Annotated in this window: 12 protein-coding genes and 1 tRNA gene; 1 reads left to right on the top strand and 12 read right to left on the bottom strand. The window is 36.8% G+C overall.

Going from position 1 to position 12,998, the window contains the following annotated elements:
* Positions 1–155: 155 nt before the first annotated feature.
* The 8 genes from ACFIMS_RS07965 to rpmH form a co-directional block, all read right to left on the bottom strand.
* A tRNA-Leu gene (locus ACFIMS_RS07965) sits at positions 156–240 on the bottom strand.
* A gap of 114 nt (positions 241–354) precedes the next feature.
* Positions 355–975, bottom strand: a complete 621-nt coding sequence (locus ACFIMS_RS07960) for a 2,3-bisphosphoglycerate-dependent phosphoglycerate mutase (protein WP_375612252.1) — start codon at positions 973–975, stop codon at positions 355–357.
* Positions 976–1,003: 28 nt separating this feature from the next.
* Entirely contained in the window at positions 1,004–1,816 is an 813-nt protein-coding gene (gene dapB / locus ACFIMS_RS07955; RefSeq protein ID WP_375621625.1) for a 4-hydroxy-tetrahydrodipicolinate reductase, read from the bottom strand.
* A 1,303-nt stretch (positions 1,817–3,119) separates the two neighbouring features.
* A complete protein-coding gene (locus ACFIMS_RS07950) occupies positions 3,120–3,812 on the bottom strand; it encodes a glutathione S-transferase family protein (RefSeq protein ID WP_375612254.1) in 693 nt (230 codons plus the stop codon).
* A gap of 139 nt (positions 3,813–3,951) precedes the next feature.
* Positions 3,952–4,596, bottom strand: a complete 645-nt coding sequence (gene yihA, locus ACFIMS_RS07945; RefSeq protein WP_375652905.1) for a ribosome biogenesis GTP-binding protein YihA/YsxC — start codon at positions 4,594–4,596, stop codon at positions 3,952–3,954.
* Positions 4,593–6,431, bottom strand: a complete 1,839-nt coding sequence (yidC, locus tag ACFIMS_RS07940; RefSeq protein WP_375696590.1) for a membrane protein insertase YidC — start codon at positions 6,429–6,431, stop codon at positions 4,593–4,595. Before yidC ends, yihA begins: the two co-directional genes overlap by 4 nt.
* The gene (gene rnpA, locus ACFIMS_RS07935) at positions 6,421–6,813 is read right to left on the bottom strand and encodes a ribonuclease P protein component (protein WP_375612257.1); all 393 of its coding nucleotides are present in this window, start codon (positions 6,811–6,813) and stop codon (positions 6,421–6,423) included. The genes yidC and rnpA overlap by 11 nt, the downstream gene beginning before the upstream one ends.
* 117 nt (positions 6,814–6,930) lie before the next feature.
* Positions 6,931–7,065, bottom strand: coding sequence for a 50S ribosomal protein L34 (rpmH, locus tag ACFIMS_RS07930; protein WP_375612258.1), 135 nt, complete (start codon positions 7,063–7,065; stop codon positions 6,931–6,933).
* 584 nt (positions 7,066–7,649) lie between these two features.
* On the opposite strand from rpmH, the gene ACFIMS_RS07925 reads away from it, so the two are divergent.
* Positions 7,650–8,711 (top strand): Mrp/NBP35 family ATP-binding protein, encoded by a 1,062-nt coding sequence (locus ACFIMS_RS07925; RefSeq protein ID WP_375681994.1) that lies wholly within the window; start codon positions 7,650–7,652, stop codon positions 8,709–8,711.
* A 373-nt stretch (positions 8,712–9,084) separates the two neighbouring features.
* Here ACFIMS_RS07925 and ACFIMS_RS07920 read toward each other — a convergent pair whose 3' ends face one another.
* The 4 genes from ACFIMS_RS07920 to rsmI all read right to left on the bottom strand — a co-directional run bounded on the left by ACFIMS_RS07920 (position 9,085) and on the right by rsmI (position 11,541).
* The gene (locus ACFIMS_RS07920; RefSeq protein ID WP_375613497.1) at positions 9,085–9,876 is read right to left on the bottom strand and encodes a pyrroline-5-carboxylate reductase; all 792 of its coding nucleotides are present in this window, start codon (positions 9,874–9,876) and stop codon (positions 9,085–9,087) included.
* Positions 9,877–9,932: 56 nt separating this feature from the next.
* Positions 9,933–10,178 carry a hypothetical protein gene (locus ACFIMS_RS07915; RefSeq protein WP_375612261.1) on the bottom strand — a complete coding sequence of 82 codons (246 nt, stop codon included), beginning with the start codon at positions 10,176–10,178 and terminating at the stop codon, positions 9,933–9,935.
* Positions 10,179–10,280: 102 nt separating this feature from the next.
* Positions 10,281–10,649 (bottom strand): YraN family protein, encoded by a 369-nt coding sequence (locus tag ACFIMS_RS07910; protein ID WP_375613510.1) that lies wholly within the window; start codon positions 10,647–10,649, stop codon positions 10,281–10,283.
* Between the two features lie 4 nt (positions 10,650–10,653).
* Complete coding sequence (rsmI, locus tag ACFIMS_RS07905) at positions 10,654–11,541, bottom strand: 16S rRNA (cytidine(1402)-2'-O)-methyltransferase (protein ID WP_375613498.1); 888 nt, start codon at positions 11,539–11,541, stop codon at positions 10,654–10,656.
* Positions 11,542–12,998 lie beyond the last annotated feature (1,457 nt).

Here is a 12,998-nt window from a genome sequence, read left to right as displayed (position 1 = left end):
TCTGGTTTTGCTAAAAAACCACCCCGAAAAGAACTCTTGATTCGCAATAATTAAGAGACGTGTTGCAAAATCCTATTCCCTCACTTTTATTTACGCGTCCCTCACTGTAAAAAATATATGGAAAATCAATAAATTATTTTGGATAAAAAAGAGTATGGTGCCCAAAAGAGGACTCGAACCCCCACGCCTTACGGCACAGGTACCTGAAACCTGCGCGTCTACCAATTCCGCCATCTGGGCTTATAAAATTCATCTAAGCGCATGAAGCAACTCTGTCAATAAAATTATAGAATTTATTTTTTCAGCTTAAAACGATAGCATTGAACTTTTGAGGGAGATCATGATTTTAGAAGTTTAAGGTGTGAGGACTGTCTTTGATAAAATTGTTGAATCCGGATTAAATGTGTAAATAATAGGAATGCCGGTCGCTAATTCTTGAGATATAATTTCCTCACCGGAGAGACCTTCAAGCACCATAATAAGAGCACGAAGAGAATTTCCATGTGCTGCGATCAAAACAGTTTGGGAGCGCAAAATATAAGGCTGGATATGGTAAAGATAATAAGGCCAGATGCGTGCACCGGTATCGCGTAGGCTTTCTCCATTCGGCGGCGCAATCGTATAGGAGCGGCGCCACATTTGCACTTTCTCCTGCCCCCATTGTTGGCGTACTTCATCTTTATTTAAACCAGAAAGATCACCATAATTACGTTCATTTAATGCGGGATTTTTTATCACTTCTAAATCTGATTGTCCCATTTGCTCTAAAATGTGCTGAGCGGTTTTTTGAGCTCGCTGTAAGGCAGATGTATAAGCGATATCAAACCTCAAACCATATTCTTTCAGTTTTTTTCCTGCTGCTATCGCTTCTGCATGACCTTTTTCTGTTAAATCGGGATCTTTCCAACCGGTAAAAAGGTTTTTGAGATTCCATTCACTTTGTCCATGACGAATTAGTGTAAGTATGCGTCCCATTATAAATTGCCTCTATTCTATTGATTACTTAAAATTCATCGTTCAATCCCAAAACATCGAACATTGAATAAAGACCGCTTTCATGATTTTGTGCCCATAAAGCTGCTTTTAATGCGCCATTGGCAAAGATAGAGCGTTCTTGCGCTGTATGTGAAAGAACAATGCGCTCATTGGAACCAGCAAAAATGACACTGTGTTCTCCAACAACTGTCCCACCACGTGAACAGGAAAAGCCAATGGCGCCTTTTTTGCGTTTACCTATATGACCATTGCGTTCGTTGACACACACATTTTTAAGCATAACATTGCGGCCTTCAGCTGCTGCTTGGCCAAGAAGAAGGGCTGTTCCAGAAGGAGCATCAACTTTGTTAGCGTGATGCATTTCATAAACTTCGATATCAAAATCATCGGCTTCTAATGCTTTAGCGGCTTTCTTTACAAGGTTGGCTAAAAGATTTATTCCAAGGCTCATATTTCCGGATTTGACAATTGTTGTATATTTCGCAAAATCTGCAATTTTTTCTTCTTCTGTTTTGCTAAATCCTGTGGTGCCAATAATATGGACAAGGCTTTTTTGAGCAGCGTAGTTAGCATAAAGAATACTGGCTTCTGGTTGTGAAAAATCTAAAATACCTTCTGTATTAGAAAAGGCATTTTCGGGATTGTCAGTGATACTAATCCCAAGAGAATCTGAACCAATTAATGCACTGGCATCTTTTCCTACAAACGGTGAGCCTTTACGTACAAGAACAGCACAAAGCTCTACATCTTTCCTCTGCTGGATTGCTGTAATGAGTTCACGTCCCATTCTTCCATTTGCACCAACAACTGTAAGGCGCATTTTTATCTCCTTATGATACTTTACTGTGCAGTATAGGCAAATTCTTGCCTTCTTTCCAATGGTTCTTTTTCTTTATAGAATTTTTTTCCTTCTTTAATTTATCTTGTTGTGCTGTAAAACACTGTTGTTTAGAGCAAGTGATATAAGATCTACAAATTTAAATAGAGATGTTTTTCGTTAGAGTGTGTGATGAATATTCTTAAGTAAGGTTNTTTAGAGCAAGTGATATAAGATCTACAAATTTAAATAGAGATGTTTTTCGTTAGAGTGTGTGATGAATATTCTTAAGTAAGGTTTGCTTATGAAACCTTATGAAGATTGTGTATTACTTTACGCTTTTTTTTCGTTCTTTAAAGGGGAGCGTTCTTCATGCAAAATAAGATCTCCCAAACAAAATAGACCTATGTTGTCAATTCATGCGCTTTTCTTAAAGAAATATTTATCAATTCTTCTAAACTTATTTTATGATAGTGCTCGTGAGTGGTATCACGAGAGAGTATCCATGAATAATATAACATCTATTCTGCGCCACTATCTTTATGCTTCATAAATAGAGAAAATTAGCATTATCATACGTTTTGTTAGCCTTTAATGTTTTAATAATTCTTGGCACTTAGGCATTTTCATTCTTTTCTTTAATATTCTTTCATTTACCAATTCCATTTGTGACGCATAAGAAAGCGATTTTGATTGTTTTAAATGTGATGAAGGTAATGAGAAAAAGGTATTTGGAATTGATGATTAAGGTAAAAAAAACGATTATTTATCATTGTATATCAATATGTTATCCATAAATAAAATCACGTAAAAAGGGGATAAAAACAAGGGGCTAACAAGAAGTTGGATTGTTTTCACACGAGAGTTGGTCGGATTCTTCATCTTTTAGGAAAGTCAGTTGAAAAAATTGTTATGTTGTAAAAACGTATGATGAGGCTTTGTTTATTATAGAGAAAATAGGATATATATTATGCAATGCGTTTTTTCATATATTGGGGAGAATGGAGTATAACATGCGTTAAGTACTGTTATTTTATTTGCCTAGCTTCCAATGATGCTACAGCTCTTGTATTTAAAGAGAGTCTTTAAAATGCTTTCTTAAGTATTTTTATCCCTGTGCTGATCTTTTTTGTGACACGATAAGAAAGTGATTTTTGTGATTCAATTATAATGGGTTTTATTCTCTGTTTAATACGATCATAAATCAATGTATTATTATATTGTTTATACGCATGCATAAAAATTCATAAACCTATAAATATCCTTTAGATAAAATATCACTTTTATTTTTGTTTGTGAGAGAAGGCTAGAAATCAAGATCTGCATAGTGAGCACTTGCAACAATTCCGCGGACGCGATCTGTTAAAAGAGAACGAAAAGAAGGGCGTGATTTAATTCTCATATACCAGTCTTTGGCAGCAGGAGATTGTTCCCAGTCAATTTCCCCTAGAAAGTCAAGTACAGAAATAGAGGCTGCTGCTGCTAGATCTGCATAGGACAAGGCAGAACCGACTAAGCTATCGCGAGAGGCACAGAGCCAATTGAGATAGTTCATATGTGGTAAAATATTGGCACGTGCATTGCGTAAAATTTGTGAATTAGGAGCACCACCGCCAATGGCAAGTGGCATTTCACGTTTATGGATTCGTTCTCGTACGATATGGCGCGTTGCTTCATTTTCGAATTTATTTAAGAACCAGTCATTGAGACGGCGTACTTCCGCACGATCTAAAGGATTTTCTGGAAAGAGCTTATTTTCTTGTCGTAAACTTCCATGTGTTTCGTCTAAATATTCGCAGATAACAAGAGGACCTGATAATGGAACCTCGTGTTCATCGAGAAAAACAGGAACATGACCAGCGGGATTGAGGGCTAGAAATTCGTGTCTTCTTGCCCATTCATATTCTTCAATCAGTTGAGTGGTTACACCATATTCCCCAAGAATGAGGCGTATGAAGCGCGAGGCAGAGGATAGGGGAGAGTGAAAAAGTGTCAGCATAATTTACACTATCAAATAGAGTTGAAGAGAATTCTTTCAAGTAATCATTTTTATAAAGATGCTTGACTAGAAGTACAAGATCATTAGTAGCTGCTAGTAATTATAATTAATAAATTGTTAATGACTAGGAATTGTTCTCTTATGCGATGGTTTGCAAAATGGCAGCACGTAATTCTTCTAAACCGATAGCTTTTTCTGAAGAGGTTACAAGAAGCTCAGGATAAGCTGCTGGGCGTTTAAGAAGCTTTGTTTGTGTGCTCATAATTAATTTTTCCAAAGCATTTGATTTGATTTTATCGCTTTTTGTCAAAACAATGTGATAAGAAACAGCTGCTTTATCAAGGAGAGCAAGAACATCTTCATCATTATTTTTGATTCCGTGCCGTGAATCAATCAAGATATATACACGTTTTAACGTTGTGCGCCCCCGTAAATAGCTAAAAATCAAATTTGTCCACGCATCAACAAGATTTTTAGGAGCAGCAGCAAAACCATAACCAGGCATATCTACTAATGCTAGAGGGGGAAGGTCTCCTAGTTGCCCACTGAATCCATCAGGGACAAAATAATTAAGCTCTTGAGTCCGTCCTGGTGTATTTGAGGTACGTGCTAAGCTTTTTTGTTGGACAAGTGCGTTGATTAAAGATGATTTTCCAACATTGGAACGTCCTGCAAATGCAATTTCTGGTGGTCCTTCGGGGGGGAGAAAGCGTATTGCTGGTACACCACGAATAAAAATCCAATTGCGAGAAAAAATTCCAGAAAGGGAAGAATCTCTTGTCATTCATGCACTTCTTTTTTGGGTGATCTTCTCCAGATGGCTTTCAGATTATCAAAAAGCTCAATTTTAACTCCTTGGCGCTTCATCATGATACCTTGCTGAATGATTGATAATATATTGTTCCATGCCCAATAGATGACGAGACCAACAGGGAAAGAGGCGAGCATAAAAGTAAAGACAACAGGCATCCATGTGAATATCATCGCTTGGGTTTGGTCTTGAGGAGCGGGATTCATACGCATTTGTAAAAACATCGTTATTCCCATAATCAAAGGCCATGCACCAATCATAAGAAATGTTGGCGTTGTATATGGCAAGAGACCAAACAAGTTAAAAAGAGAAGTTGGATCGGGTGCCGCTAAATCTTTAATCCAGCCAAAGAAAGGGGCATGGCGCATTTCAATGGTGATATAGAGAACTTTATAAAGAGCAAAGAATATTGGGAATTGAACCAACATCGGCCAACAGCCTGCAAGGGGATTTATTTTTTCGGTTTTATATAGTTCTATTATTGCCTTTTGTTGTTTGGTTTGGTCATCGGGATACTTTTCTTTTATTTCTAGCAACCGCGGTTGTAAAAGCTTCATGCGTGCCATAGATTTATAAGATTTATTGGCTAGAGGGAAAAGAAGAGTTTTTAAGAGCACTGTGACAAGAAGGATGGCGATACCAAAATTCCCTGTTTGTTTATAAAGAATATCAATGAGGGAAAACATTGGTTTGGTGATGAAATCAAACCAGCCCCAATCAATTAAAAGAGCAAACTTTTTGATTTTTAGGTCATTTTGATAACTATTAATAATTTCAACTTGTTTTGCACCAGCAAAAAGACGATTTGTAACAGTTTTTGTTTCATTTGGGGCAATCGTTAAAAGCGACCCTAGCAAGTCAGACTGATAATGTGTTTGCAAACGATCAAAATAAATAAAACGGCTTGTATATTCTTTATTTTGCGGGGGAATAACTGCTACAGCCCAATATTTATCGGTAATACCAATCCAACCTCCTGTTACTTTGGAAAAAGTCACGCTCTTTTGCCCATTATCAGGATTTGGGTCAAGCTCTGCTAAGGTTTTATATTTTTCAGTTTTGAGCGAATCTCCAGCAATACCTATCATACCTTCATGAAGTAAATAGGTTGCATTTGTATGTTCTGGTGGTGCAGCACGTGCAACGCGGGCATAGGACGAGAGATGTATTGGTTGATCACTTTCATTGCTGATAGAATCCTCAATGGTAAACATGAAATGATTATCAACAGAAAGGGTCCGCCGGAAGATTTGTCCCTGTCCATTATTATAAATTAAAGTGATGGGTGTTGAAGGAGTCAGGATTGTATTGTTTCCCTCTATTTGCCATTTTGTATCCGATTGTGGCAAGGCTTTTGCTGGCAAAGACGCACTTGCAAAACCAAATTCAGCAAGGTAGGTTGTTTTGAAGCCTTTAGGATTTAGCAAATCGATTTCCGGTGATTTTTTATCGACTGTTAAACGATATTTTTTGAGGTGAAGATCATCAAATTGTGCACCAACAAGATTAATAGAGCCTTCCAGTTCATTGGTTTGGATCGCAATACGCTCTGTTTTGGCCAATACAGCTTTCCGGATTTCAGGTGTCATGGGCTGTTCGATGATAGATGTAGCTTGATACGTTGAGGTATCGTCAGAAAAATCTGTCGTGGTAGTAGAAAGGGCTGATTGTTGTTTTGACAATTGCTGTGCGATGACTTGTTGTTTTTGTAACTTTGCTTGTTTGGGAGCAACATGAAGAAATTGCCATGCGATGAGCACCACGAAAGATAAGCCAATAGCGATAAAGAAATTGCGATTATATTCCATCCGTACACCCTTGTTGTTGTTGCTGATGTTTTATTTTTGGTTTTATTCGCCGATTTAATTCACTAATCAAGGATGTAAAAGGTGCATGTAACACATCACGGTACGCTACAATGACATAGTCTGTTCCTGCTTCCATGTGATTTGTTACACCAACTCTCACGGCCTCACGCAAGCGCCTTTTAATACGATTACGTTTCACAGCATTACCGTTTTTACGGGTAACAGTGAAGCCTACACGTGCAAAAAGAGAATCTTTTCTTTCTGTTGTTTGTTCACGAGATTTAACTTCGAGCAAAAATAAAGGACCACGTCGTTTTTCTCCTGTACGGACAGCCAAAAAGTCTGCTCTTTTGCGAATACGGCAGGGATGTTTTTTCTTCATAAAAGAATATTTCGCAATTTCATTAAATGCCTGCAAGCAGACATTGTAGGTTCATAATAAAAGTTTCACAACGAAGAAACGATGAGCAATCCTCAACGGTTGTGAAAATTTAAATGGTTAAGCAGAAAGCCGCTTACGTCCACGAGCACGTCTTGCAGCAATAATTTTACGTCCTCCAGCTGTGGCCATGCGTGCACGAAACCCATGGCGGCGTTTACGGACAAGTTTAGAGGGTTGGTAAGTACGTTTCATTTATTTAAATACCGCGGAGTGCGGCCCTTCTTAATCTTCGTTTTATGAGTAGTTATGCGCGAGATAAACAATTTTATCCTATCATACGGCTGTTAACCCATAAGGAAAAATATAAAAAAAGTCAATCTTAGATTGTTTTTCTCTCTCTTGAAAGAATACAAAACACCTTATAACTATCTGTAACGCTTTTTTACAATACTGTAGGAGTGTTAGAAAATAACGATTGAAGCTACAGAACATAAATGGCGAGGGCCTTAAAGAATTAAAGAAGGTGTGACTGATTACTGTATGCTCAATTTAAAATATCCTTTAAGATTAAGAGTTTTTTTCAGTTTTTGTTTTTACAAAATTTTTATCAGAATATTCATTAAAGTGGTTGTAGCACAAACGTGATTGATAGGATTTTATAGCAGATTTTATGTTTGAGCTTCTTTATTTTAAGGATGGTTTCATATTTTTAAAGAGATAAGAGATGTATACTTTATAATGCTGAGTAAAGTAGAAAATTATCAGGTGATGAACCTTGTAAGTATTTTTCGTTCTTATGCTTATATTTGCTGGTATTTTTATAGAGAGGAAAGAACATGGATCTTATCACAAGTGAGGCTGTCCGCAACGTATTACGTACAATCAAAGGACCAGATCTTGAAAGCGATATTGTGTCGTTGGGTCTTCTTTCAGAAATATTGATTGCTGATGGTAAGGTTTTCTTTTCCATTACAGTTCCTGATGGAGGTGTGCAAAAATGGGAATCATTGCGTCGTTCTGCTGAAAAGGTGGTATGTGCTTTGGAGGGAGTGAAGTCTGCTGTTGTTACACTTACAGCAGAAAAAATAACAAAGACAGCACCTAGTCGGAGAGCCAATCTCTTACCGATCAAAATGCCCATAGAAGGTGTGAGGCATGTGATTGCTGTTGCTTCTGGAAAAGGAGGGGTCGGGAAATCTACGATGGCAATAAATATCGCCTTAGCTTTACAAGATTCTGGTTTCAAGACGGGGGTGATGGATGCTGATATTTATGGTCCTTCGTTGCCACGTTTGACAGGACTTGTTAATCAAAAACCACAGCTTATTGGAGAAAAAAAGCTTCAACCTCTTGAAAAATTTGGACTGAAATTGATGTCGATGGGATTTTTGGTGGAGGAAGAAAAGCCGGTGGTCTGGCGCGGTCCTATGGTTATGGCAGCTGTAACGCAATTGTTACGAGATGTTGTATGGGGGCCTTTGGACGTTTTAGTCGTTGATATGCCGCCAGGTACAGGGGATGCACAATTAACGCTTGCGCAACAGGTACAATTAACGGGTGCGTTGGTTGTTTCTACGCCCCAAGATCTTGCTTTAGTGGATGCGCGTAAAGCAATAGAAATGTTCATGAAAGTCAATGTTCCTATTTTAGGACTCATTGAGAATATGAGTTGTTTTATCGCTCCTGATACAGGAAAACGCTACGATATTTTTGGCTATGGTGGTGCACGGGCAGAAGCAGAACGTCGAGAGGTCCCTTTCTTAGCAGAAATACCGCTTGATCCAGCTTTACGATTGTCTTCAGATGAAGGAATCCCTATTTTTGTTGCTAAGCCTAGTGAAGAGCATGCTAAACTATATCGTAAAATTGTTGATCAAATAAAAAATCAACTCTTTTGAATGGGGGGGATGTTATAAGAGAGTTTATTAAAACACAATCATGAAAGACATAAAAATAGTCGCTTCTTTGTAAGAGGAAGTTTTAATGTGTGAATGGAGTATATAGGTTAAATAAACAAAAAATTATTCATGCGTTTGGATAACCTGAAGGGGAACAAAATTGAAGAGCTAGAGCTGTGAGGTAGAAAAAAATATTGGACTTGAGGCAAAAAGAAGAAGACCGAAAATAAAAATAATTTAGAAAAATTGTAAAAGGTTGTAAAAAATATTTTAATAATCAATTTTTTCATAAAAAAGCATTTTTTGATGTGAGTTTTCTTGATATACATCTTCAACATTTAGTTTTTTCTTATTGAGATGATAAAAATATTGGTCAAGTCTTTTTAGAAGCATTCATTTTTTGCAAAGTAGCTTCAAGAGCCATTGTTAAAGCATTCTTTCCCCCTTGTTGAGAAAAGTAATTTGACAAAAATTCATTTGTTCCACCCTTTGTTGAAAACTCTTTTTCAAGCAGTGCAAAATCGAGAGATACAGAACGATCCGTTGCTATAGTTTTACGCATTTCATCTGTAAGATTTCCAAACATCATGGTAAGGAATTCTGCTGATTGTTGTTTTTTTAACCCTTGTGTTATAAACCATTGATGGGCAGTTTTTATAAAATTAAAATATACTCCCATAAGTGAACCAGCTGTCATAAAAAGATTAAACTGCTCTTCCTTATCCAGCACCAATGTGCCCCCCAATGCATCAAATAAAGTGCGCAAAAAGGGATGATTGGGATAGATTGGTGTCAAATTTTTGCATTCTGCAACAAAAGGTAATGGAACAGCACGATAAACTTTATGATTAATCCACTCTTCTATTTCTGCTGCTTTTGCCATAGCAAGTACGGAAATAACCAGCTGTTCTGGACGAAAACAAAGAGAGCGCAAAACGTCTTCTGCAATTTGATTGGGCAAGCAAAGAAAAACACAATCACTAACATCGAGCAACGCTTGGTTATTTTCAGCAATCATAACTTTATCATAAGTGCGTGAAAGGCGCTTTGCTGTTTGTGCATTGCGAGGCGAAACAATAATGGAAGAAACATCAAAGTTGCTTGTCATTAAGCCATTCACCATTGAAGCACTGATTGTACCCGTTCCCAAAAAGCCAAGTCTCATTATCTATTTCTCAGTTTCATATTTTAAAAGGAATTTCAATCAACATCTCAGGTGTTTTAACTAACATAAACGCTAATTGAAGAAGCAACACATAACATAGCAAGAATAATCAAAACCAAATAGATTTTGGGCTTGTCAAAGAGAACGGCAAAAGCAGAAAACCAACCAACAACAGCTGCGGCTAATGCAAATAAAAAACCTGGTTTATTCATAAGCACAATATGCATTGCCATTAAACCACCAATAATTAGCGCTCCAAAAATGATGAGCAAACCTGTTGCAAACTTTTCATAATCATCCATATTTCGCTCCTTATAGCGCTCAATTATTACACACTTTTTAACGCATATGCACATAAAAACGAAATGTTTTTTATTGAATATGGTTAAAACGGGGGGTGCCGTTTATTGATCAGATGTAAAAAATGCAGGGATATGCTGTGGCCAACGCCAAGGTAAAATTGCAATTAAATCAAAGCGTACAGACAAAAGGGCATAATCTTTTTGCCGTGCGAGCCAAATATCGGCAGCTGCCTCAATTCGCTTTTCATTCATTCGGGAAACCGCTTCCATTGCTTCAGCCAACGTTGAACGTGCTTTAACTTCAACGATTAACACAAGATTTCCGCGTCGTGCAATTAAATCAATTTCTCCACATTTTGTTTTAAAACGCCTTTCGGCAATGTGAAACCCTTTGCAACGTAGCCACAAAGCTGCCAATTTTTCTGCACGAACCCCTCGATAAAAAGACTTTTGTCTGCGTTTTTTTTGTATCATTTTACGCATTTTTTAAAAAGATTAATCGCTGAAAAAGTTCCTGCTTTTTAAAACCGGTTTTTTTTGCAACAAAAGCTGCCGCTTGAGCAGCAGAATGTGTCCGTGCGCGTTCTAATAGCATTTCATCAATTTCTTGATCACTTATCACATTTAAAGAAGAAGATGATTCTCCAACAAGGACAACAATTTCCCCACGAATATGTGCTTGTTTTCTGTAATTTTCTAACAAATTTCCCAAATTGGAAACATCTACTGTTTCAAACTTTTTTGTTAATTCACGACAAATGGCAGCAGGTCGATCAGCCGAAAAAAGAGTGACCATATCCTGTAAAGTTTCAACAAGACGATGCGGTGATTCATAAAAAATCAAAGTTGCTGGAATCTCTTTTAATTGTTCCAACCGTTTTCGGCGCTGTAGCTTTCGTGCACTCAAAAAACCTGCAAAAAAAAAGCTATCAGTAGGAAGCCCTGTCGGTATAAGAGCGGCTAAAAGAGCGGATGCTCCAGGAATAGGAATAATTTTATGACCAGCTTTACGGGCCTCTTCCACCAATCGAAATCCAGGATCAGAAATAAGTGGTGTTCCGGCATCTGAAACAAGTGCTACTGTTTTGTTTTCTGCTAAAGCCGCTAAGAGCTTCGGACCCGCTTTTTGCGCATTATATTCATGATAGAGAAAAGGTTTTTTTTGAATACCGTAACGTTCCAACAAAACACGTGTTACTCGCGTATCCTCACACGCTAAAATATCAATTCCTGCAAGTACTTGCAAAGCACGAAGCGTAATATCTGCAAGATTTCCGATAGGTGTTGCCACAAGATAAAGCCCTGATTCTATAACGGGTGCAGAATAAGCATGCGCACCTATAAAATATGCTTTTTCACACATGCTCTTTTCTTTTCATTAAATTCTCCTCACCACAAGATTTTTATCCATACTCATAAGCCATTTTGGCTCATTTTTTACCAGCACATTTTTTATCATTACAAAGGCTTACCTTATTCGAATAATCGATTACACTACAATAAGATAATTTCATATTTAATGTCTTAATTTAACATTATTATCTATTTTGATCCGCATTATTTTTTCCAGTAAAACAAATTCCAAATGTAAACAATATTCTATCTACCCCATGATTTTCTATAAAGTTTTTCCTTCGAGAACCAAAAAACAATTTTACCCAATGTTATAATCTCATGCTTGTTTGTGCTCTTTTAAAAGCTAAGCTTTTTAGATTATTTCCATAACGCCGATTTTTCAAATATTCTATTGATATCCAAACTGTTTTTCTGAGCAAATGTAAACAGCCCCTTTTGAAACACATACAGTTAACTGGCAGCTGACTTGATCAAATATAAGCTCTTATCAGCAAAATACTTTATTTTTTCATATTCTCTACAGCTTTAACAGTATACAGTATAATGAGTACCTTAGAAAAGTTTAAGGCTAAATTTTATCTTAAACATTTGATTTATAATAGAAAATTTATTATTTTGCCTATTAATTAGGAGCTTTAAATATCGTAACATTATCTCAGCTCTTCTTATAGTCAATTAATCAAAATCATTTTTGTGCATCTTGAAACCTCCTTAAAACAAAGATTATCGCCTCATTGGAGATCGCAGAAAAAATAATGCTGTTAGCTTGTACTTTTTATTTCATAAATATGGAACTGTTCGTTCACAGGATTGCGTTATACCTTTTTCGGATAGTGTCGCAAAATAATTGCTTGATATGAGAGCTATCTCTTAAAAACAAGCCCATGACTGAACAACACAAGTCTGTTTTAATTTTGGATACCTCATTTTTTCTGAAGGATATGCTCCCATAAAAAACGTAAGTAATAAAAGCGGAGACAATACGTTATCTCTTCTTTTTAGAGGTTATTGTGATGCTTTTGAAAGTTTTAAAACCGAATGGACAGATGATAGTAAAGAGGAAAACAGTTTTTTCCTTTCAGATTTCATATTCTTGCTAAATGAAGCTGTATTTTCGTTTCAGAGATTACTCAAATAGAATATGCAATATTTTTGCTCTAGCTACAAAAGCTGGAACGGCGTGCAGAGCTTTCATTCACCTTAATCTTTCTTTTAAATATACCACTTGTGTTCAATTTGGATGATGATTTACAAGCAATAGCGAAAGCACAAGCTTTAAAAAAAACAACTCTATAAAACGCGTCATAGAGTGGTCATGAAAGCTATTTTGTTTTTATCAGGTGTTTTGCTAATAGCGATAGTCTCCATGGCTTGGCATCTGCTTATTCTTACGGTATTTGTACACATTCATTGCAGTATATTGGTAAAGGTTAGATGCAAGGCGATTATCCTTGATGCAAAAAT

Source organism: Bartonella sp. AP331QHHD, from assembly GCF_042195905.1.
GTDB lineage: Bacteria > Pseudomonadota > Alphaproteobacteria > Rhizobiales > Rhizobiaceae > Bartonella.
This window is presented reverse-complemented; position numbering and strand designations above follow the sequence as displayed.